The organism is Streptomyces sp. NPDC059740, assembly GCF_042733155.1.
Lineage (GTDB): Bacteria > Actinomycetota > Actinomycetes > Streptomycetales > Streptomycetaceae > Streptomyces.
The window spans coordinates 1-20,101 of sequence record NZ_JBHWGP010000067.1 but is presented as its reverse complement, the minus strand read 5'-3'; the positions used below and the strand labels follow the sequence as shown (position 1 = coordinate 20,101).

The following is a 20,101-nucleotide window of genomic DNA, read 5'->3' as shown; positions in this document are numbered from 1 at the left end:
CCCCCCCCCCCCCCCGCCCCGCCCCGGGACCACGGCAGCGGTCCCGGGGCGGGGCGGTGGCGGCGGAGCCCTCAGGCCTCCAGCACCACCTTGCCGCGGACGTGTCCGTCCTGGCTGAGCCGGAAGGCCTCGGCGGCCTGGGCGAGCGGGAGGGCGTGCTCGACGTGGACGGTGAGGGACCCGGCGTCCGCCAGGCGGCCGAGTTCGGCCAGTCCCTGGGCGTCCGGTCGGACCCAGACGTGGTGTCCACCCAGCTCCGTCACCGCGGGGTCGACGATCGAGGCGTTGCGCGCGGCGTCGGTGAGCAGGTCGCGGGAGATCCCGGCGGCGCCGTCGCCGACGTAGTCGACCGCGGCGTCGACGCCTCCGGGGGCCAGGGCGCGCACCCGGTCGGCGAGGCCGTCTCCGTAGCTGACCGGTTCGGCGCCGAGCGACCGCAGGAAGTCGTGGTTGCGCTCGCTGGCGGTGCCGATGACACGGGCGCCCCGGGCCACGGCGATCTGCACCGCGAAGGCCCCCACCCCGCCGGAGGCGGCGTGGACCAGGACGGTGTCGCCGTCGCGTACGCCCACACGGTCCAGGGACTGCAGGGCGGTGAGGCCGGCCAGCGGCAGCGCCGCCGCCTCCCGCCATCCGAGCGAGGCGGGCCGGCGCGCGAGGGTGCGGACCGGCGCGGCGACGAGTTCGGCGTACGTGCCGTGCTGGACCTCGTCCTTGCGCACGTACCCGTAGACCTCGTCGCCGACGGCGAACTCGGGGGTGTCCAGGCCGACGGCCTCCACGATGCCGGCGACGTCCCAGCCCGGCACGAGGGGGAAGTGCACGTTCATGATCGCGTCGAGGTGGCCCCCGACGATCTTCCAGTCGACGGGGTTGACACCGGCCGCCTTCACCCGCACCAGGACCGAGTCGGGTCCCACCTTCGGGTCGTCGGTCTCGGTCAGTTCCAGGGTCTCCGGGCCGCCGTAACGGCTGGTGGTGATTGCCTTCATGGCAGCGCCAACACGAGTGGGTAACGGATCATTCCGGGCGGGCGCCGCAAGGATGACCCGGCTGTGCCCGGTGGGCGGGGCCGGGCCGCGCGACGGCCGGGACACCGGCGAAGTGCCCGCCGATCCGCCGGTTCAGCCGGTTCAGCCGGTTCAGCCGAAGACGCCCATGCCCAGCATCCCGAAGAGCAGCACGCCGACGACGATCCGGTAGATCACGAACGAGTTGAAGGAGTGCTTGGCGACGAACTTCAGCAGCCAGTCGATGGAGAAGTACGCCACGACGAACGAGACCAGGGTGCCGACGGCGAGCGGGACGACGCCGGTGCCGGTGCCGACCGCGTCCTTCAGTTCGTAGACGCCCGCGCCGGTGAGGGCCGGGATGCCCAGGAAGAAGGAGAGGCGGGTGGCGGCGACCCGCTCCAGGTCCAGGATCAGTCCGGTGGACATGGTGGCTCCGGACCGGGAGAAGCCGGGGAAGAGGAGGGCGAGGATCTGGGAGCACCCCACCCACATGGTGTCCTTCAGCGAGGTGTCGTCCTCACCCCGCTTGTGCCGGCCCATCTGGTCGGCGGCCCACATCACGCCGCTGCCCACGATGAGCGAGCCGGCGACCACCCACAGGGAGGCGAGCGGGCCGTCGATCAGCGGCTTCGCGGCGAGCCCGACGACGACGATGGGGATCGTCGAGAAGATCACCCACCAGGCGAACTTGTAGTCGTGGTGGTACCGCTCGTTGCGGTTGACCAGCCCACGCCCCCACGCCCTGACGATGCGGGCGATGTCCTTGGCGAGGTACAGGAGGCTGGCCGCGATCGCCCCGACCTGGATGACGGCGGAGAAGCCGACCACGGCCGCGTCGTCGACGTTGACGCCCATCAGCCCTTCGGTGATCTTCAGGTGGCCGGTGGAGGAGACGGGCAGGAACTCGGTCACCCCCTCCACGATCCCGAGGACGACGGCCTGGCCGATGGTGATGGCGGTCATGGGTTCCACTTCTGGGGACGGGAGGGCGGAGAACACGGCGGCGGCCACCGGTCGCCGGGGGTGCCGTCACAGCGACGGCGCCCTCGGGGGGGCCTGCGGTTGCGAGGGTGCCAGGCGCCGGGAACGCTGCGGTGAACAGCCGGTGGCGGGGGATCGTCGGTCAGCCCGCGGCCGGGGAGTCGCCGGCCTGGCCGGCGCCGAGGTCACCGGGCGGGACCATCTCGGCGGTTATCGCCCATCGTTCGTGGTCCCGCCAGTCCCCGTCGACGAGCAGGAAGTCGGGGGAGAAGCCCTCCAGGCGGAAGCCCAGGCGCCTGACCAGGGCGAGGGAGGGCGCGTTGTCCGGCTGGATGTTGGCCTCCAGCCGGTGCAGACCGAGCGGGCCGAAGGCGTACCGGACCACCAGTCCCAGCCCCTCGGACATCAGGCCCCGGCCGGCCGCGTGGGCGAAGGCCCCGTAGCCGACGGCACCGCAGCGGAAGGCCCCGTGCACGATGTTGTTGATCGTCACGTAGCCGGCGATGCGGCCGTCGGCGGCCGGCTCACAGACCAGGAAGCCCTCGCGCGCGGGTTCCTGCAGGTTGGCGAAGTACGCCCGGTAGGTCTCCTCGTCGGCGGGCGGCGCGAGCCAGGGGTGGTGCAGGGCACGGCTGGCGCGGACGTGGGTGGTGAACTCCTCGCCGTCGGCTGCGGTGAAGTGCCGGAGGGCGGTGCGGGTGCCGCGCGCGAGGTAGGGCCCGGGGTGCTGGTCCGTGTCGTGGTCCACGCGGTGATCCTAAGGGGCGCGCCCGGAACGGGCCGCCAGGCACATCCGGCGCGGTGGTGCGCACCTCGCCCCCGCCCGGGAGGCACCGATACGGGGATTCACCGCCGGCCGTTCGCGGGACGACTGTCAGGGCTGCGCCAGGGCACCGTCCTGCGTGAGTACGGAGAGCAGGTCTGCGGCGCCGGCCGACAGGAGCCGGGCGTAGTCGGCGTCCCCGTCGGCGAGCCAGCGCTGGGCTGTGATGCGCACGATGGCCATGCCCGCGTCGGTGGCCAGGTGCGCCGTCGCAGCGTCGTGGCCGCGTTCCCGCAGGGCGGCTGTAAGGGCCCGGGAGAGAGAGGCGAGCTTGATCAGCTCACGCTCCTGCAGGGGCGGATTGGCGGCGATCACCGCCGCCCGCTCCCGCAGGAAGTCGCGGGGCCGGAACACCTCCGGCGCGGTGCCGAACGCCGCCATCAGCGTGGCCAGCGGCCCGGTGCCCTCGGGGACGGCACCGATCGCAGCGATGAAGCGCTCCTCGAGCTCTTCGCTGCCTCCGAACAGCACTTCCCGCTTGTCCGGGAACCAACGGTAGAAGGACCGCTCAGTGAGATTGGCGCGCTTGGCGATCTGCGCGACCGTGGTGCGGTCATAGCCCTGCTCTGTGAACAGGTCCAGCGCCGCCCGTTCCAGGCGGCCGCGTGCGTTGCCTTCCCACCGTGCCATGCCGTCAGTCTACCGACAGCAGATGCTGTCATCATGCGTTAGAGTCCGAGTGATGACAGCACCTGCTGTCACACGACCCGGGAGGCATCATGCGCACCCTGCGCTTCCATGTGAACGGTCCCGCTTTGGACGTCGTGCACCTCGAGGACGCCGAGCCCCCTACCCCCGGCCCCCGTCAGATACGGGTGGCAGTGCAGAGCTGCGGTCTCAACCCCGCCGACTGGGCCCTGTGCGCCGGGCTCTTCCCCGGTGACCTGCCGCGCGGCATCGGCCTGGAGGTTTCGGGCAAGGTCGACGCCGTCGGTGCGGACGTGGCCGGAGTCGCCGTCGGCGAGGCGGTCTTCGGTCCGGTGCCGTTCACGGGACCGACGGCAGGTGCGTCTGACTACGCCCTGCTGGACGTCTTCTTCCCGCGCCCCGCCGGCCTTGCCCCCGACGCTGCCGCCGCCCTGCCGATGGCGGTCGAGACCGCCCACCGCGGGCTGCACGGACTCGGTGTCCGCAAGGGCGCCGCCGAAGGGCTCACCGTGCTGGTGCACGGCGCGGGCGGCACCGTCGGCTACGCCGCGGTGCAGATCGCGCTCCGCCACGGAGCCCGGGTGATCGCCACCGCCGGAACGACCTACGCCGACGCGCTTCGCGCGCTGGGCGCCGAGGTCACCGGTTACGGCGAGGGGATGTCCGAGCGTGTACGGGCACTGGCGGGCGGGCCCGTCGACCTCGCCCTCGACGCCGCGCCGGTCAGCAACTCACTGCCGGAGGTCGTGCGCTCAGTGAGGAAGCCGCAGGACGCGCTGACCTTGAGCGACTTCGGCGCGGCCCAGGAACTGGGCGTGCGGTACCAGTTCGGCGAGGAGGGGAACGAGTACCACAACGACGTGCTGCCCGAATACGCACGACTGGCCGCCGAGGGCAGGTTCACCGTCCCCGTCGCTCGGACCTTCCCCCTGGAGGACTGGCGTACCGCCACGGAACTGAGCCTGTCCGGCAAGGCAGGCGGCAAGCTCGTCCTCCGCATCGGCTGAGGGACCCGCCCTCCGGAACTCGCAGTCCGTCCTCAGCCGCCGGGCCGTCCGTGTGACCGTCCGCCCTGACGGGCCCCAGGTCCGGGGCGATTTCCCCGGAACGTCCGACCCCTGACCGATGCGGTCCGTCGGCTGACGCCCAGGGGGGAGGATCGATCCGCTGCCCCGGGCCGGGCGGGGCTCCACCTCACCGTCGTCTTCATCCGGTCAGCCGGGGGATCCAGCGGAAGCGTTCCAGTCCTCCCCCGGCCCCCCGCCCTCACGGGCCGCCTCCCGGGCCATGGCCTCACGGGCCGCCTCCAGCGCGCCGGGGACCTGGTCGGTGTCGGTCAGCCGGGCCAGGGCCGCCGCCGCGTCCGTCAACTGTCCGCGCGCCGCCGGTTCGAGCTCCCCGATGAGGTGGGAGAGGAAGGTGACCTGTCCGGAGCGCCGCCTGCGCACCATCTCCCGCCCGCGGTCGGTGATGTTCACCAGGACGCTGCGGCCGTCGTCGGGGTCGGGCGCGCGCGCCACCAGCCCCTGCTGCTCCAGCCGGGAGACCATCGCCGTCATCGAGGGCTGGCTGATCCCCTCGTGCACGGCGAGTTCGGTGACCCGGTGCGGTCCCATGGAGTCCAGGATGTTCAGGGCGGCCATCGCGGAGAAGCCGATCTCCCGCAGCGGCGTCATCTGGCGCAGGGCGAAGCGGATGAGGTCCACCAGCGCCTCGGCGGCGGGCCGCACCTCCTCGCCCTGCCCCGCCGCGGGTCCCTCCCCACCGTCCGGGGCGCGGCCTGGTGCGCTCTTCTCGGCGGCGGCCTGCCCGGGCGGCCCTGCGTGTTCGTCTCGCGTCATCCGCCGCAGCTTAGAACGTGTGCGGGAGGACGAGGAACGCAGGCGGCCGCACGCGCGGGGTGGGCCCGGCGGTCCCCGGCAGGTCCTCATCCGCTGCCGGGCCGCCCGCGGCGAGGCGCGGCGTCACAGGTCCCAGCGCAACGTCCGTGCGTCCGCGTCCAGTTCGGCACGTACCCCGAGCGGGACGGTGAGCGCGGTGGAGCCGTGGCCGAAGCCGAACTCCTCCACCACCGGCACCCCGAGAGGGGCGAGGCGCTCCAGCAGCACGGGCCGGAGGGCGGCGTAACCGGGCCCGCAGTCCCGCCAGGACCCCAGGACCACGCCGGCGACCCCGTCCAGCCACCCCGACCGCAAGAGGTGGGTGAGCGAGCGGTCCACTGCGTACGGCGCCTCGGCCACGTCCTCCAGGAGCAGGATGCCGCCGCGGGCGCCGGGCCTGGCGTGCGGCGTCGCCAGGTTCGTGGCCAGCATCGTGAGGCAGCCGCCCAGGGCCACCCCGGTGGCCCGGCCGGACACCAGGGTCCGCGCCCCGGGCGCCGCCGGGCAGGAGGCGGCCGTCTCGTCGAACAGGAGCCGGCGCAGGTGCTCCCTGGTCGGCTCGTCCTTGAGGAACACCTCGCCCGCCAGCGCCGGGCCGTACAGCGAGACCACCCGGGCGTGCCGGGCCAGCGCGTCGTGCACCACGGTGACGTCGCTGAAGCCGATCAGGTGCCGGGGGGCGGCGGCAGCGACGGCCGCCCAGTCGACGAGGTCCACGGTGCGCTGCGCCCCGTACCCGCCACGGGCGGTGAAGACGGCACGGAAACCCGGTTCGCACAGCGCCTGTTGCAGGTCCGCGGCGCGCTGCTGGTCCGTGCCGGCGAGGTGGGGCAGGGCGGGGTGGACCGCGCGGACGTGCGGCAGGGGCACCGGGTCGAGGTCCCAGCCGCGCAGGATGTCCAGGCCGGCGTCGAGCCGCTCGGGCACCACCGGGCCGCTGGGCGCCACCACCGCCACCCGGTCGCCGGGGCGCAGCCGGGGCGGTCGCAGCAGGGGCCGCACCCGGGCCGCGGGCGGGACGTCCGCAGCGCCCGGCACGGCGCCGCGTCCGTCCACGGCAGGCCCCGTCACCGCGCCAGCTCCAGCGCCGGTACGTCCTCCCGGACGAACCCGAAGGTCTGTGCGTACAGGGCGAGTTCCGCCTCCACCGCCCGGACGAGTGTGCTTTCGCGCCGGAAGCCGTGGCCCTCGCCCTCGAAGGCCAGATAGGCGTGCGGGATGCCCTTGCCCGCGACCTTGGCCAGGAACCGCTCGCACTGCACGGGCGGGCAGATGACGTCGGCCAGTCCCTGGAGCAGCAGGAAGGGCACCGCGACGTGCTCGGCGTGCTGGAGCGGGGACCGCTCTCGGTAGCGGTCGGGGACGTCGGCGAGCGGGCCCACCAGCGTCTCCAGGTAACGGGACTCGAAGTCGTGGGTCCCGCCACTCGCCCAGCCGAGGAGGTCCAGCACGGGGTAGCTGATGACGCCGCAGGCGTAGACGTCGGTGCCGGCCAGCGACGCCGCCGTGGTCCAGCCGCCGGCGCTGCCGCCGCGGATGGCCAGCCGCGCCGGGTCGGCGGTGCCCTCGTCGGCGAGCGCCGTGGCCACGGCCGCGCAGTCCTCGACGTCGACCAGGCCCCACATCCCGCGCAGCCGCTCGCGGTAGGCCCGCCCGTAGCCGGTGGAGCCTCCGTAGTCGACCTCCACCACGCCGATGCCGCGACTGGTGAAGTAGGCGACCTCCAGGTCCAGGACGAGCGGGAAGCGGCTGGTGGGACCACCGTGCGCCCAGACCACGTACGGCGGCGCCTCGCCGCTCGGCCCGGTGTGGTCGGGGTGGTGCGGCGGGTGGACGTGGGCGTGCACCTCGCGTCCGCCGGGGCCGGTGAAGGTGCGCGAGAAGGACTTCGGGTAGTGGGCGGGGTCGACGTCGTCGGTGTGGTGGGCGGCCACGGCACGGGTCAGGCCGGTGCGGGTGTCGAGTTCGACGATCTCCCAGGACCGGTCGGCCGCACCGGCCAGCCCGACGACGCGGGTGTCGCGGACGGCCAGGGTGTTGGCCCAGGTCGTCCACGGGCCGGGCACGTCGGCGACCTCACCGGTGACCGGGTCCAGTATCCCCAGTACGGGGTCGCCCAGGCCGTGGAGGACGGCGATCGATCCGCCGGGCAGCGGCGCGAACCAGCGGTTGCCGATGCGCCACAGCGGGCCGCCCGCGAACTCCTCCGCCGCCTTCGGCCCGAGCTGCCGGGCGGCGCCGGGGGCTCCCGGCGCCAGCGCCCCGGCCGCCAGATACCACAGGTTCCACCAGCCGTCCGGGTCGGAGGCGTACAGCAGCCCGCCGTCGGGAGCCCACTCCACCTGGGCGACGGCCTCGCGGGGACCGCCGGCCACGGTGCGCACCTCGGCCAGGGTGCCCTCGGCGGTGACGTCGGCGAGGAGGGCGTGCGTGCCGTCCCAGGGCATCGCGGGGTGGTTCCAGGCGATCCACGCGACCCGCCCGCCGTCCGGGGAGAGCCGCGGACCGGTGACGAACCGGTTCCGGTCGTCGCTGAGTTCACGGATCCGGCCGCGGTCCCCGGCCGCGGAGCCGTCCAGCGGGACGGCCGCCAGGACACGCCGCACGTCGGCCTGGGAGGGACCGGTGAACTCCTCCAGCACGCACCAGACCTCGCCCCGCTCGGGGAGCACCACGGGGTCCGCCCAGCGCAGCCCCTCCCCCACGTCGGAGAGCGGGGTCAGGGGCCGCGGCGGCTCGGCCGAGTCCGGGCAGAAGAGGTGGAGGCGCTGGTCGGCGAAGTGGCTGAAGACCACCACCGGGCCGTCCGGCGTCACCGCACCGGCCCAGGGGTGGCCGCCGTACTCGATGACCCGGCTGCGCACGTCCCACGGCGCCGGCAGCACCGTCTCCTCCGCGCCCTCGGCGGTCAGCCGCACCAGGGCGCGCCGCCCGCCCTCTGCCGGGCGCGGCGCGGTCCACCAGACCTCCTCGCCCACCGTGCCCAGGTACTCGGGGCGGCCGTCCCGGGTGGCGACCAGGTGGGCGTCGATCGGTGAGGCCCAGGTTCCGTAGGGGGCCGCGGTGGGCATGGTGATCCTCCTGGAGGGGCGTGGCAGGGTCAGGCGGTGCGCAGGAAGCGGTCCAGGACGCGGACCCCGAAGTGCAGGGCGTCCACCGGGACCCGCTCGTCGACGCCGTGGAAGAGCGCCTGGTAGTCGAAGCCCTCGGGCAGCCGCAGCGGCGAGAAGCCGTAGCCGGTGATGCCCAGGCGCGAGAACTGCTTGGCGTCCGTACCGCCCGACATGCAGTACGGCACGGCGTGCGCCGTCGGGTCGAAGTGCGCCAAGGCGGCCCGCATCGCGGCGAAGGTGGGGCCCTCGACCGGCGCGGTCAGCGGTGGCTCGCGGTGGGCGAACTCCCAGCTCACGTCCGGTCCGGTGAGTGCGTCGAGCGTCTGGGTGAACTCGGCCTCGCCACCCGGCACGATGCGGCCGTCGACCTGGGCGAGGGCGGTGCCGGGGATGACGTTGACCTTGTAACCGGCCTCCAGCACCGTCGGGTTGGCGGAGTTGCGGACCGTGGGACGCACCAGCTCGGCGGCCGGCCCCAGGCTCTCCAGCAGCGCGTCGACGTCGAAGCCGGGGGCGTCCGGGTCGGTCTCGACGTCGGTGACCTCGAAGAGTGCGGCGAGTTCGGTGAGCGCGGCGCGGACCGTCGGGGTCAGCCGCAGCGGCCAGCGGTACTCCCCGATGCGGGTGACGGCGGCGGCGAGCCGGGTGACGGCGTTGGCGTGGTTGACCTTCGAGCCGTGGCCGGCGCGGCCGTGCGCGGTCAGCCTCAGCCAGGCGGTGCCCCGCTCCCCCGCCGCGACGGGGTAGAGGCGGCGGCCCCCACCGGCATGGAAGGTGAAGGCGCCGGACTCGCTGACGCCCTCGGTGCACCCCTCGAACAGCTCGGGGTGGTGGTCGGCGAGGAAGCCGGAGCCGTCGACGGCGCTGGCCTCCTCGTCCGCCGTGAAGGCCAGCACGACGTCCCGCCGGGGCTGCCGGCCGGTACGCGCCCATTCCCGCACGACGGCCAGCACCATCGCGTCCATGTTCTTCATGTCGATGGCGCCGCGCCCCCACACCACCCCGTCGCGCACCTCGCCCGAGAAGGGGTGCACGCTCCAGTCGTCGGCTTCGGCGGGCACCACGTCGAGGTGGCCGTGGACCAGCAGGGCGGGGGCCGACGGGTCGGTGCCGGGGACGCGGGCGACCACGTTGGTGCGGCCCTCGGTGCGCTCCAGGAGGGTGGGTTCCAGGCCGGCGTCGGCCAGGCGCTCGGCGACGTACTCGGCGGCCGGCCGCTCCCGGCACTGCCCGCCGCCGCGGTTGGTGGTGTCGATCCGGATGAGGTCGGAGGTGAAGCGGACGACCTCCTCCAGCGCCTGCGGGCCGGGCTCCGCGTCGGGCGGGACGGCGGTCCCGGTGGCGCCGCCGGGCCCGGTGAGGGGGTGCTGCTCAGCCATACTGCTCCTCCACAGCCGACGAGACGAGGGTGGTGACCGCCTTGAAGCAGCGGATGCCCTCGTACATGTCCGCACTTGTATACGCCACCCTGCGCAGGCCGCTGTGTTCGACACCGGGGACGACCGTGGCGGCGCCCACCAGGTGTTCCGCGTCGAACTCGACCTCGACGGTGTGCGGCCCGCCGCGGCGCGGCTCGTGGCGCCCGGCCAGCGCGGCGGCCTCGCGGGCGGCGGCCCGGATGTCGGCGGCGGTGCGCGCCGGCGGGCGGCAGACCGCGGCGTAGCGCGAGACGTAGTCCTTCACCGCCACGGTCCGCGCCCGGGGGGCGTAGGAGGCGGCGTCCTCGCAGGCCCGGTCGTCGCCGGTGACCAGCACCACGGGCACGCCGTACTCGGCGGCGACCAGTGAGTTGAGGTACCCCTCGCTGGCAGGCGTGCCGTCGACCCAGACGCCGGTGATGGAGTTGGCGAGGTAGGTGTGGGCCAGGACGCCCTCGGTGCCCGCGCCGGTGTGGTAGCCGACGAAGGCGACGCCGTCGACGTCCCCGTGCTGTACCCCCTCGACCATGGACAGGGACTTGTGGCGGCCGGTGATCATCTGCACCCGCTCGTCCAGCTCCTCCAGCAGGAGGTTGCGCATCGTCCAGTGCGCCTCGTTGACCAGTACCTCCTCGACGCCCGCGTCGAGGAACCCGAGCGCCGCCGCCTGGACGTCGGAGGTGAACAGCCGGCGGCAGCGCTCCCACTGCGGCGAGCCCGGCAGCACGTCGGCCGGCCAGGTCACGCCGGTGGCGCCCTCCATGTCCGCGGAGATGAGGATCTTCACCATGGGGCAGTTCTACCGCAGGGGGGCGGGGTCCCGCACGGGGTCGGGGCCGGCGAGGGGTGCCGTCCCGCCGGCCGTCGCCGGCCGCACCCCGGTCCCGGTGCGGGCGACCGGTGACGAGGCCGGGCCCAGGCCGAAGGATGAAAGACTTGCCGTGGCGCGGGACGCGGGCGGACCGGGCGGCCGGTGCGGCCGGCCGTGAGGCGGCAGGACGGAAAGGGGAGCAGGACGATGGGGACCCGATCAGGGGTGACCGGTGGGCTGACGGCGCTGCTGGCGGACGTGCCCGCGGACCGGGGCGGCGCGTTGTGGCGGCTGACGGCCGAGGACCGGCAGCTGGACGCCAACGTGATCCGGCTGCCCTCGGGCGCCGGCGTCCCCGAGCACGTCGAACCCTCCCTCGACGTGCTGCTGTACGTGGCATGGGGCGGGGGAACGCTGCGCACCGATGCCGGGGAGGAGCCGCTGGAACCCGGCAGCCTGGTGTGGCTGGGCCGTGGCACGCCGCGTGCCCTGACCGCCGGACCCGAGGGCATGGCGTATCTGACGGCGCACCGGCGCCGGCCCGGTCTGGCCGTCGGCCGCCCCACCGCCGCGCCCGCCGCGGCGCCGGCCTGCGGCGCGTGCGGCCACGTGCCCGGCGAACCGCAGGCGGCCTTCTGCAGCCGCTGCGGGGCACGGCTCCCGGGACGCGGGTGACGGCTGCCGGGCCGTGGACGTCCCGCCGCCGGGGCTCCGCTGCTGCGCGAGCGGCCGCGCGGGGCAGCACGTCGCGACGGCGGGCTTCCCCCGGTCCGCCCGGACGGGTGAGAGGAGCCGGGGTGCGGTCGGACCGGCGGGCGCGGTCGGCCGTGTCCGCCCGGCGGGACGGCGTCACCGCGCTCGCCGTCCCGCCCGGGTACCGGAGCGCTCCGGGCGTGCGGGGTCCCGGGGGTCCTTGCCATATGCCCGCCCGGGTCGCGTGGTCCGGCACCGCACCTCGCGGCGTTGCCGAAAAGCCCTGGTAGCTCCGCTACGAGGACCCTCCGGCGCCTTGCGATGCACGGCACCAGACCACGCAACCACGCGACCTCATCGGACGCTCATATGGCAAGGACCCCTCAGTCCTCGTGGCCCAGCTGGAGGTCGCGCTCGGTCCGGCCACCGCCGGCGACCTGCAGCACGGTGGCGACGGGCGGGTAGCCCGCGGCGATGACCGTGTACTCGCCGGCGGAGAGGTCGACGAAGCGGAAGTGGCCGTCGGCGCCGGTGGTAGCCGTGTCGACGACGTTGCCGGCGGCGTCCAGCAGCGTGACCCTGGCGTCCTCGACCGGTCGGCCGCCGCCGGCGCGGACCGTGCCCCGCAGCACGGCGCCGCCGGCGAGTTCGATGTCCTGGCGGGTCTCCCGGGAGGCCTGAACGGTGACCGGGAGGGCGGCGGGGCGGTAGGCGGGGGCACTGGAGGCGAGGGTGTACTCGCCGGCGACCAGTTCCCCGATGACGTAGCCGCCCTCGCGTCCGCTGCGGGTGGTGGCGACCACCTCGCCGCGGACGTCGGTGAGGGTGACCATCGCGTCCCGCACCGGGATGCCGTCGGCGGTGGTGACGGTCCCGGCCAGGCGGCCGGCACCGCCGAGCACGACGTCGAGGTCGACGGGCCGCTCCCCGACAGTGACCGTGACGGCCTGCGGCTGGTGGCCGCCGGCCGCGGCGATCAGCACGTAGCTGCCGGCGCCCGGCGTGCTGAGCGCGTACCGGCCGTCCTCGCCGCTGGCGCCCCGGCCCACCTGCCGGCCGCCGATGTCGATGAGGGTGAGGGCTGCGCGGGGCACGGTGCTGCCGTCGCTGTGCCGCACCGCCCCGCACACCGGGACCCCGGAGGCGTAGGGGGCGGCGGCCGGAACGGAGTGGCCGGGGCTCCCCGTCTCGTGGGCGGAGGCGGTCCGTCCCGCCGGGATGCCGGCCGTGGCGGTGTGGGGCGCGGGCTGGGAGGTGAGGGGGAGGTCGGTTGCGTCGGTGGGCGACGGTGCGGACATCAGGGGTTTCTCCTTCAGGAAGAAGGCCAGGACCAGGCCGAGCAGCAGGACCGGCACGAGGTAGAGGAAGATGCGCGGCATCGCGGCGGCGTAGGAGGCGCTGAACGCCTCGCGCAGCGGTGCCGGCAGGGCGTGGACGAGCTGCGGGGTGATCGACTCGGGGTCGGGCAGGTGTGCCGAGTGGGGCAGTCGGCGGGCCAGTTGGCCGGAGAGGCGGCCGGCGAAGACGGTGCCGAAGACGGCGGCTCCGACGCTGCCGCCGATCTGCCGGAAGAAGTTGTTGGCGCTGGTGGCGGTGCCCAGGTCGGCGACGCGGACGGAGTTCTGCACGGCCAGCACCAGGACGGGGAGCACGAACCCGATGCCGAGGCCGAGGATGCCCATCCAGAGGCTGTAGACCGGCCGGGAGGTGTCCTCCTCCAACCGGGAGAGCAGCCACATGCCGACCGCGGCGGTGGCGCACCCCAGGATGGGCCAGATCTTGTACGTGCCGCTGTGGCTGATGAGTTGGCCGGAGGCGACGGAGGCGAGGACGACGCCGCCCATCATGGGCAGCATGAGCAGGCCGGACTCGGTGGCCGAGGCGCCGTCGACCATCTGGAGGAAGGTGGGCAGGTAGCTGGCGGCGCCGAACAGCGCGACCCCGACCACGGCCCCGACCAGGCCGGTGAGGTTGAAGACCGAGTCGCGGAAGAGCCGCAGCGGGATGACGGGTTCGGCGGCGAAGCGCTCCACGAGGAGGAAGAGCGCCGCGCTGAGCAGCGCTCCCGCGCCGAGTCCGAGGATCTCGCGGGAGTCCCAGGCGTACTCGGTGCCGCCCCAACTGGTCAGCAGCACCAGGCAGGTGGAGAAGGCGGCCAGCAGCAGCACGCCGGCGACGTCGAGCCGCGGCCGGACCCGGGGGCGCGGCAGCTTCAGCACGAGGGCGATGACCAGCAGCGTCACCAGTCCGAAGGGGACGTTGACGTAGAAGCACCAGCGCCAGGAGGCGTGGTCGGTGAAGAAGCCGCCCAGCAGCGGTCCGGCGACCGAGGCGAGGCCGAACGCGGCCCCGATCAGGCCCATGTAGCGGCCGCGCTCCCGGGGCGGGACGACGTCCGCGATGATGGCCTGCACTCCGATCATGAGGCCGCCGCCGCCCACACCCTGGACGGCCCGGAAGGCGACCATCTGGTCCATGGTGTGCGACCACCCGGCGAGCCCCGAGCCGACGACGAAGACGACGATGGCGAAGAGGAAGACCGGTTTGCGGCCGAAGAGGTCGCCGAGCTTGCCGTAGACGGGCAGCCCGATGGTGGAGGCCAGGAGGTAGGAGGTGACCGCCCAGGACATCTGGTCCAGGCCGTGGAGTTCGCCGACGATCCGGGGCAGCGCGGTCGCCACGATCGTCTGGTCGAGCGCGGCGAGGAGCAGCGTGAGCATCAGCCCGAGGAAGACCATCCGCACCCGGGCGGGGCTCAGGACGACGGGCGCGCCGCCGGGTCGGGGCGGAGCGGGGGCGGCGTCCTCGGCGGCCTCCGGACCGCCGGGCACGGCCGCGGGCGGGGCGGTTTCGGTGGCGTGGGGCCCGGGGCCGGTCGGGAGCCTGAGGGTGGGCGGGTCGGTGGGGTCCGGCGCCGCGGGTCCGATGGCGGTGTCCGGCGGACCGGGGCGTCCCCGTGGTTCTCCTTCGAGGTCCTGCGTCGTGTGGTCTTTCAGCGTCGTCCCGGCCACCTGGCCCGCTCCCCTCGTTCCGCGATGTGCAGCGGCCTTTGTCGCACCGGGGGCGGGCTGCGATCAAACAGGAGACAACAGGCATAACGGACTGCAAGCCTCGGGGATGCCGTTGCCTGGGGCGACCGTCAAGTCCCTCATCTGGGCTTACGTCCTCGCACGCGTCGTACGCAACTTCGCGAAGCCGCGCGGGAGATCCACCCGTTCCGGTGAGCGCACGCCGCCCCGTCCGGGTGCCCTCGCGTTCCCGGAAGCCCGGGGCGCGCGGTCGGGCTCGGCAGCGGCGCGTCGCGGTAGGCCCTCGCGCGGTGCCCGGTGTCGTGTGGGAGCGTGCCTCAACTGATGCCGCGGCACTCCCCCTTCGGGGGTTCGGCGAGGGAGCGTGGTGCGCGGGCGCATGCGCGGGGCGGCGCCCTGGGCGACGGACTTCGGCGCGAGGGGGCGGCCGGGAGGGCCTTCGGGGAAAGAGCGGGTGACTGGACGAGGGGTGCCGAACCGGGTCCCGGAGGCCGTGACGGGGGCGGGCCGCGTCCGGGCCCGCCCCCGCGCGTTCACTGCGACACGCGGACGTAGTCGACGAGCATCTTCTGCGGCAGGACGGTCGAGGCGTCGGGCGCCCCGGGCCAGTCACCGCCCACCGCGTTGTTGAGGATGAGGAAGAAGGGGTGGTCGTAGACCCAGGGCCCGCGGGTCTGCTCCAGGGTGGTGCGGTCCACCGTGAAGAAGGCCTTGCCGTCGACGGAGAACGTCATGTGGCCGGAGTCCCAGTCCAGGGCATAGGTGTGGAAGGCCGAGGAGAAGTCGCTGCCCGCCACCGTGTAGGGCGAGCCGTAGCCGTTGCCGCCGTTGTAGGCGGGTGCGTGGAGGGTGGAGTAGACCGTGTCGGCCACCTTGCCGACGTGCTCCATGATGTCGATCTCGCCGCTGTCGGGCCAGGGCGTGCCGGTGCTGAAGTTGGCGCCGAGCAGCCAGAAGGCGGGCCAGAGGCCCTGCGTCCCCGTCACCTTGATGCGCGCCTCGACGTGGCCGTAGGTGAAGGTGAAGGTCTTGGCGGTGTTGATGCGCGCGGAGGTGTACTGGCAGGTGGTGGAGCCGCTGAGCGGGTCGCGCGGGCAGCTGGACCCGGGGGTGACCTCCTTGCGGGCCTCCAGGACGAGGTTGCCGGCGCCGTCCATCGAGGCGTTCTTGTTGTCGGTGTAGTACTCCAGCTCGTTGTTGACGCCCGCCCCGGAGTCGGCCGTCCACTTGGCGGGGTCCGGCTTGCTGCCCGCGGAACCGTTGAACTCGTCGCTCCACACGAGGTGTTCGGGGTTCTGGGGGTTCGGGGGCGCGGGCGGCGGGTCGGTGGGGGCGCCGCCGGTGCCGTAGACGTCGAAGGTCCACAGCGAGTACCCGTACTCGGTACCGCGGGTGGTGCCGTACATCCGCACGTAGCGGCCGTCCCCGTTCACGTCCAGGATCTCCTTGAACCCCTTGCCGGTGGTGGTGGAGTAGACGGTGGTCCAGTCGGAGCCGTTGGCCGAGGTCTGGATCTGGTACGCCTTGGCGTAGGCCGGGTCCCACTGGAGGACGACCTGGGTGAGGTGCGCGGTCGCGCCGAGGTCGACGGCTATCCAGCCCGGGTCGGTCCAGCCGGTGGTGTCACTGGTCGCCCAGCGGGTCGCGGGGTCGTGGTCGAAGGCCTTGGCCGGTGAGCAGCCGGAGCACTGGCCGCTGTCCTGGGAGGTGGAGGCGGTGGCCGGCTTGCCGTAGGAGAGCAGCTTCGCGTCGCCGGCGGGGGGCGGTGTGGTGCCGCCACCGGTGGTGAAGAGCTGGAACTCCCAGAGGGAGTAGCCGTACTGGGTGGCCCGGGTGGTGGCGTAGACCCGCACGTAGCGGCCGGAGCCGGTGAGGGTGAGAAGTTCGATGCCGCCGGGGCCGGTGGTGGTGGAGTGGACGTCCGTCCACGTCCTGCCGTCGGTCGAGGTCTGGATCTTGTACGCCTTGGCGTACGCCGTCTCCCAGTCCAGCTGGGCCCCGCACAGCTCCTGGGTGGAGCCGAGGTCGACCTGGAGCCACTGCGGGTCGGCGGAGGCGGCGCTGGACCACCGCGTCCCGCTGTCGCCGTCCACCGCGGCCGAGGCGGGGGTCGCCGCGCTCTCCGTGGAGGAGGCCGTGACGGGTGCGCCCTTGGAGAGCAGGGTGCCTGCGGCGCGGGCCGGTGTCTGGCCGGCGGTCAGTGTCAGTGCGGCGGTGAGTGCCGCCACGAGGGCGAGGACGAGCAGTCGGGGATGTCTGAGCAAGGGATGGGAACGGGTGCGGTTCACGGTGTCTCCTGCCTGTCACCGAGGGAGAGAGAGCGCTCTCCGATCGAGGTGATGGTCGGGGCACCACTCGATGGCGTCAAGGTGTTGAACAGGTGTGACCGAGAAGTCCGGCGGAGGACGGTGCGAGTCTGACGGCAGTTCCGCACGATGGGGGCGCTCCGGGGCTTTTGTCGCTCCCGGCTGGATTCAGGAGGTGAAGGCTCCGGCCCCGCCCACCCCGCACCCCCTCAGTAGTGGACCCGGTCGGCGGCGTGGCCGACCGGCACCGTGTGGGTCATGCAGCCCGAGGCGGTGAACAGGTGCAGCAGGAAGGCCGTCGGCTCGTGGACGCACCCCGGGGCCCGGTCGGAGCCCGGTTCGAGGCCGCTCTGCCGGTGGGTGCTCGGCGCGGTCACGAGCCGGGTCCCGGCGAAGGGGACCGAGGTGTGCCGGTGAGGACGACGCAGTCGGGTCGGGGGTCCAGGGCGAGGACCCTGCCCAGGGCCCGGTGGAGGCCGCCGGCCAGCCCGTGGGCGAGCGGGCCGGCGGTGACGTGGGGGTCGCTGAGGTGGGTGATGGCCAGGAGGCTCATGAGCCGTGATCCTCACGGGAGGACGCGGTGCCCCTCAAGGGTGCGGGGCCCGGGCCCCCGGGACGCGACCGCCCCCACCGCCTCCCGCGCGAACCCTGCGCGTAGCGCCTACTCCACGACGGGGGACGCCCCCTGACGCTGCGTCACTTCTCGGTCTCCGCCGCCAGCCTGGCGAGCATCGCGTCGTAGATCCGCACCAGCCCCTTGGGGGCGAAGGTGCGCTCGAAGAAGCCGCCGATGCCACCGGCGCCGTTCCAGGTCGTGATGACGGTGACGGCGGCACGCCCCTCACCGGCCGGGGTGACGGTCCAGGTGGTGACCATGGAGGAGTTGCGGTCCTTCTCCACCAGCTGGCCGTCGGTGGGCTCGTCCGCTTCGACGAGGCAGTCGCGCACCCGCTTCTGGGTGGCCTGGAGCTTCCAGTGGACGAGGCTGCCCTTGCCGTCGCCGCCCTCGCGGACCTCGTACTCGCTGAAGTGCTCGGTCAGCAGCTTCGGGCGGGTGCCGGAGTAGTCGGCGAGCGCGTCGAACACGTCCTCGGGGTCCGCCGCGATCTCCCGCCGGGTGGTCGCCTCGACCTGAGCCATGAGTGTCGTCCTTCCGATCCGTACCACCGGGGACCCCCGGCGGCGCACCTCGCTGTACGTCGGCCCTGCCGCCGGCCGGCCGCACGCCGCGGGGAGGCGGCCGTGCCACCGGACGCGCGCGGGGCGCCCGGCTGGGCCCGACGAGCGCAAGCCAACCACTCGGGGGCGCACTCCCCAAATCCGGACCCGCCCGGGACCGGCCGGGGACGGCCTGCGCGGCGTCCGCACGATCTTGCGAACGTTTGTTCTAATATCGGCGGAGGGGGAACGAACAGGTCGGACGAGAGGAGGCGCACACGATGCGCTGGGACCACCTGGGCGACTCCGATCGGGCGCCCGCCGCACTCTTCGGCGCCGATGTCGTCAGCCGTACCGTCGACACCCCCGAGTTCCGCGGCATCACCTTCCACGAGGTGCGCGCCCGCTCGGCCGTCAACCGCGTCCCGGGCGCCTCCCGGATGCCGTTCGAGTGGACGGTCAATCCTTACCGGGGGTGCTCACACGCGTGCGTCTACTGCTTCGCCCGCCGGACACACGGCTACCTGGACCTGGACACCGGGACCGGGTTCGACACGCAGATCGTGGTGAAGGTCAACGCGCCCGAGCTGGTGCGGCGGGAGATATCCGGTCCGCGGTGGCGCGGCGAGCACATCGCGATGGGGACGAACGTGGACTGCTACCAGCGGGCGGAGGGCCGGTACCAGTTGATGCCGGGCATCCTGACGGCGCTGCGCGACCACGCCAACCCCTTCTCGATCCTCACCAAGGGCACCCTGGTCCTGCGCGACCTGGACCTCCTGCGGCAGGCCGCGCAGGTCACGGAAGTGGGCGTCTCGATGTCGGTGGGCTTCGTCGACCAGGAGCTGTGGCGCACCGTCGAGCCCGGCACGCCCGCACCGCAGCGGCGGCTGGAGGCAGTGCGCACCCTGACCGACCACGGCATCGCCTGCGGGGTGCTGATGGCCCCGGTCATCCCGTTCCTCGGGGACTCCCCGGAGCAGTTGCGGGCGACCGTGCGGGAGATCGCCCGGGCCGGGGCGGTCTCCGTGACGCCGCTGGTCCTGCACCTGCGTCCGGGGGCCCGCGAGTGGTACCTGCAGTGGCTGGGCCGGCACCACCCGCACCTGGTGGAACGCTATGAGCGCATGTACGCCCAGGGCGCCTACGCCCCCCGCTGGTACCAGCGGCAGATCACCCGCCAGGTGCACGAGCTGGCCGCGGAGTACGGCATGGGCCCCGCCCGGGCCGGTGAGGCCCGGCGGATCACTGCGCCACGCGCGGGCCACGGAAGGGCTGCCCGGGACAGCGGCGCCACCGCCCAGGAACCGGAGCAGCTCACCTTGCTGTGAGGGGGACGACCGCCTTTCGCCGTCAGCGCGCGGGGAGGCCGTCGGCGGTGCTGAGAGCCGCGGCGAGCCGGTCGCGGACCGCGACCTGCGCGGCGATGCGCTCCTCGATGGCGGCCAGTCTGCGGCGGGCCGTCCGCAGCCCCTCCGCCGAGGGGCGCACGGTGGTCATGTCACCGTCGAGGCACGCGGTGAAGCACCGCACGTCCTCCAGGGTGAGGCCGGCCGCCAGCAGGTGACGGATGTTGCGGACCCGGCACTCCGCCCCCGCGTCGTAGGCGCGGTAGCCGTTGGGCTCACGGACGGACGTGAGCAGACCGGCCTGCTCGTAGTGGCGCAGGGCCCGGGGCGTCGTGCCCGTCCTCGCCGCCAGCTCCCCGATGCGCACCGCTCTCCCCCCTCCGGACCGGCCACCGCGGACGGCTGCCCGGGTGCGGGACGGCCGCCACCGTGTTTGTAGCAGCCGTCACCGACACCGGCTCGGGGAGGCTTTCGCCGGGTGCTCAGGCGACCAGCGCGCCCCCGTCCACCGGCACGACCACCCCGGTGACGAAACCGGCTGCGGGGTCGGCGAGTTGGGAGACCAGCCAGGCCACCTCCGCCGGACGCCCGAGCCGCCCCAGCGGGGTGTGCGCGAGCTGCCAGGCCCTCCGATCGTCCTGTTGCGCGGGGGTCAGCCCCATGTGCACCCCGATGGGGGTCTCCACCGCGCCCGGGGCCACGGCCACCACCCGGACCCCGCGCGGCGCGAGGGCCACCGCCCAGCTCCGGGTCAGCGTCTCCAGGGCCGCCTTCGAGGCGGCATAGGGGTCCTTGCCATATGAGCGTCCGATGAGGTCGCGTGGTCTGGTGCCGTGCATCGCAAGGCGCCGGAGAGTCCTCGTAGCGGAGCTACCAGGG

General features: G+C 73.9%; 18 protein-coding genes and 1 pseudogene. 3 read left to right on the top strand and 16 right to left on the bottom strand.

Annotated elements, in window-relative coordinates; translation table 11 throughout:
• Positions 1-71: 71 nt before the first annotated feature.
• The 4 genes from ACFV3R_RS33595 to ACFV3R_RS33580 form a co-directional block, all read right to left on the bottom strand.
• Entirely contained in the window at positions 72-992 is a 921-nt protein-coding gene (locus tag ACFV3R_RS33595; RefSeq protein ID WP_385591077.1) for an NADP-dependent oxidoreductase, read from the bottom strand.
• A gap of 150 nt (positions 993-1,142) precedes the next feature.
• Positions 1,143-1,976 (bottom strand): undecaprenyl-diphosphate phosphatase, encoded by an 834-nt coding sequence (locus tag ACFV3R_RS33590; RefSeq protein ID WP_385591074.1) that lies wholly within the window; start codon positions 1,974-1,976, stop codon positions 1,143-1,145.
• A gap of 160 nt (positions 1,977-2,136) precedes the next feature.
• Positions 2,137-2,742, bottom strand: coding sequence for a GNAT family N-acetyltransferase (locus ACFV3R_RS33585; RefSeq protein WP_385591071.1), 606 nt, complete (start codon positions 2,740-2,742; stop codon positions 2,137-2,139).
• Positions 2,743-2,868: 126 nt separating this feature from the next.
• Positions 2,869-3,447: a TetR/AcrR family transcriptional regulator gene (locus tag ACFV3R_RS33580; protein ID WP_385591068.1), complete on the bottom strand. Its 579-nt coding sequence runs from the start codon at positions 3,445-3,447 to the stop codon at positions 2,869-2,871.
• 89 nt (positions 3,448-3,536) lie between these two features.
• On the opposite strand from ACFV3R_RS33580, the gene ACFV3R_RS33575 reads away from it, so the two are divergent.
• Positions 3,537-4,472 carry an NADP-dependent oxidoreductase gene (locus tag ACFV3R_RS33575; protein ID WP_385591066.1) on the top strand — a complete coding sequence of 312 codons (936 nt, stop codon included), beginning with the start codon at positions 3,537-3,539 and terminating at the stop codon, positions 4,470-4,472.
• Positions 4,473-4,679: 207 nt separating this feature from the next.
• Here ACFV3R_RS33575 and ACFV3R_RS33570 read toward each other — a convergent pair whose 3' ends face one another.
• From ACFV3R_RS33570 to ACFV3R_RS33550, 5 genes are all read right to left on the bottom strand, one after another.
• Positions 4,680-5,306, bottom strand: coding sequence for a MarR family winged helix-turn-helix transcriptional regulator (locus ACFV3R_RS33570; protein WP_385591064.1), 627 nt, complete (start codon positions 5,304-5,306; stop codon positions 4,680-4,682).
• Between the two features lie 123 nt (positions 5,307-5,429).
• Positions 5,430-6,347 carry an LD-carboxypeptidase gene (locus ACFV3R_RS33565; RefSeq protein ID WP_385591083.1) on the bottom strand — a complete coding sequence of 306 codons (918 nt, stop codon included), beginning with the start codon at positions 6,345-6,347 and terminating at the stop codon, positions 5,430-5,432.
• Between the two features lie 65 nt (positions 6,348-6,412).
• Positions 6,413-8,416: a prolyl oligopeptidase family serine peptidase gene (locus tag ACFV3R_RS33560; RefSeq protein ID WP_385591062.1), complete on the bottom strand. Its 2,004-nt coding sequence runs from the start codon at positions 8,414-8,416 to the stop codon at positions 6,413-6,415.
• A 29-nt stretch (positions 8,417-8,445) separates the two neighbouring features.
• On the bottom strand, positions 8,446-9,837 hold the full coding sequence (locus tag ACFV3R_RS33555) for a M20/M25/M40 family metallo-hydrolase (RefSeq protein WP_385591059.1): 1,392 nt from the start codon (positions 9,835-9,837) through the stop codon (positions 8,446-8,448).
• Complete coding sequence (locus ACFV3R_RS33550) at positions 9,830-10,663, bottom strand: M55 family metallopeptidase (RefSeq protein ID WP_385591080.1); 834 nt, start codon at positions 10,661-10,663, stop codon at positions 9,830-9,832. Before ACFV3R_RS33550 ends, ACFV3R_RS33555 begins: the two co-directional genes overlap by 8 nt.
• Positions 10,664-10,894: 231 nt before the next feature.
• Here ACFV3R_RS33550 and ACFV3R_RS33545 point away from each other — a divergent pair, with 231 nt between their 5' ends.
• The gene (locus ACFV3R_RS33545; RefSeq protein WP_385591057.1) at positions 10,895-11,362 is read left to right on the top strand and encodes a cupin domain-containing protein; all 468 of its coding nucleotides are present in this window, start codon (positions 10,895-10,897) and stop codon (positions 11,360-11,362) included.
• A 401-nt stretch (positions 11,363-11,763) separates the two neighbouring features.
• Here ACFV3R_RS33545 and ACFV3R_RS33540 read toward each other — a convergent pair whose 3' ends face one another.
• The 5 genes from ACFV3R_RS33540 to ACFV3R_RS33520 all read right to left on the bottom strand — a co-directional run bounded on the left by ACFV3R_RS33540 (position 11,764) and on the right by ACFV3R_RS33520 (position 17,855).
• A complete protein-coding gene (locus ACFV3R_RS33540; RefSeq protein WP_385591055.1) occupies positions 11,764-14,391 on the bottom strand; it encodes an MFS transporter in 2,628 nt (875 codons plus the stop codon).
• A 551-nt stretch (positions 14,392-14,942) separates the two neighbouring features.
• Complete coding sequence (locus tag ACFV3R_RS33535) at positions 14,943-16,673, bottom strand: discoidin domain-containing protein (RefSeq protein ID WP_385591052.1); 1,731 nt, start codon at positions 16,671-16,673, stop codon at positions 14,943-14,945.
• A gap of 251 nt (positions 16,674-16,924) precedes the next feature.
• On the bottom strand, positions 16,925-17,092 hold the full coding sequence (locus tag ACFV3R_RS33530; protein ID WP_385591050.1) for a hypothetical protein: 168 nt from the start codon (positions 17,090-17,092) through the stop codon (positions 16,925-16,927).
• Positions 17,089-17,268 (bottom strand): hypothetical protein, encoded by a 180-nt coding sequence (locus ACFV3R_RS33525; protein ID WP_385591048.1) that lies wholly within the window; start codon positions 17,266-17,268, stop codon positions 17,089-17,091. Before ACFV3R_RS33525 ends, ACFV3R_RS33530 begins: the two co-directional genes overlap by 4 nt.
• Positions 17,269-17,411: 143 nt before the next feature.
• On the bottom strand, positions 17,412-17,855 hold the full coding sequence (locus tag ACFV3R_RS33520) for an SRPBCC family protein (RefSeq protein WP_385591046.1): 444 nt from the start codon (positions 17,853-17,855) through the stop codon (positions 17,412-17,414).
• Positions 17,856-18,154: 299 nt separating this feature from the next.
• On the opposite strand from ACFV3R_RS33520, the gene ACFV3R_RS33515 reads away from it, so the two are divergent.
• Positions 18,155-19,204, top strand: a complete 1,050-nt coding sequence (locus tag ACFV3R_RS33515; RefSeq protein ID WP_385591044.1) for an Rv2578c family radical SAM protein — start codon at positions 18,155-18,157, stop codon at positions 19,202-19,204.
• A 22-nt stretch (positions 19,205-19,226) separates the two neighbouring features.
• Here ACFV3R_RS33515 and ACFV3R_RS33510 read toward each other — a convergent pair whose 3' ends face one another.
• Positions 19,227-19,589 (bottom strand): MerR family transcriptional regulator, encoded by a 363-nt coding sequence (locus tag ACFV3R_RS33510; RefSeq protein WP_385591041.1) that lies wholly within the window; start codon positions 19,587-19,589, stop codon positions 19,227-19,229.
• Positions 19,590-19,704: 115 nt separating this feature from the next.
• Positions 19,705-20,019, bottom strand: a pseudogene (locus tag ACFV3R_RS33505) (SDR family NAD(P)-dependent oxidoreductase); the annotation flags it as partial.
• Positions 20,020-20,101 lie beyond the last annotated feature (82 nt).

Excerpts from the sequence above, each read along its gene's own strand:
- ACFV3R_RS33560 (WP_385591062.1), bottom strand. The coding sequence starts at position 8,416 with ATGCCCACCGCGGCCCCCTACGGAACCTGGGCCTCACCGATCGACGCC.
- ACFV3R_RS33515 (WP_385591044.1), top strand. The coding sequence starts at position 18,155 with ATGCGCTGGGACCACCTGGGCGACTCCGATCGGGCGCCCGCCGCACTC.
- ACFV3R_RS33570 (WP_385591064.1), bottom strand. The coding sequence starts at position 5,306 with ATGACGCGAGACGAACACGCAGGGCCGCCCGGGCAGGCCGCCGCCGAG.
- ACFV3R_RS33520 (WP_385591046.1), bottom strand. The coding sequence starts at position 17,855 with ATGGCTCAGGTCGAGGCGACCACCCGGCGGGAGATCGCGGCGGACCCC.
- ACFV3R_RS33590 (WP_385591074.1), bottom strand. The coding sequence starts at position 1,976 with ATGACCGCCATCACCATCGGCCAGGCCGTCGTCCTCGGGATCGTGGAG.
- ACFV3R_RS33575 (WP_385591066.1), top strand. The coding sequence starts at position 3,537 with ATGCGCACCCTGCGCTTCCATGTGAACGGTCCCGCTTTGGACGTCGTG.
- ACFV3R_RS33555 (WP_385591059.1), bottom strand. The coding sequence starts at position 9,837 with ATGGCTGAGCAGCACCCCCTCACCGGGCCCGGCGGCGCCACCGGGACC.
- ACFV3R_RS33595 (WP_385591077.1), bottom strand. The coding sequence starts at position 992 with ATGAAGGCAATCACCACCAGCCGTTACGGCGGCCCGGAGACCCTGGAA.
- ACFV3R_RS33580 (WP_385591068.1), bottom strand. The coding sequence starts at position 3,447 with ATGGCACGGTGGGAAGGCAACGCACGCGGCCGCCTGGAACGGGCGGCG.
- ACFV3R_RS33545 (WP_385591057.1), top strand. The coding sequence starts at position 10,895 with ATGGGGACCCGATCAGGGGTGACCGGTGGGCTGACGGCGCTGCTGGCG.
- ACFV3R_RS33525 (WP_385591048.1), bottom strand. The coding sequence starts at position 17,268 with ATGAGCCTCCTGGCCATCACCCACCTCAGCGACCCCCACGTCACCGCC.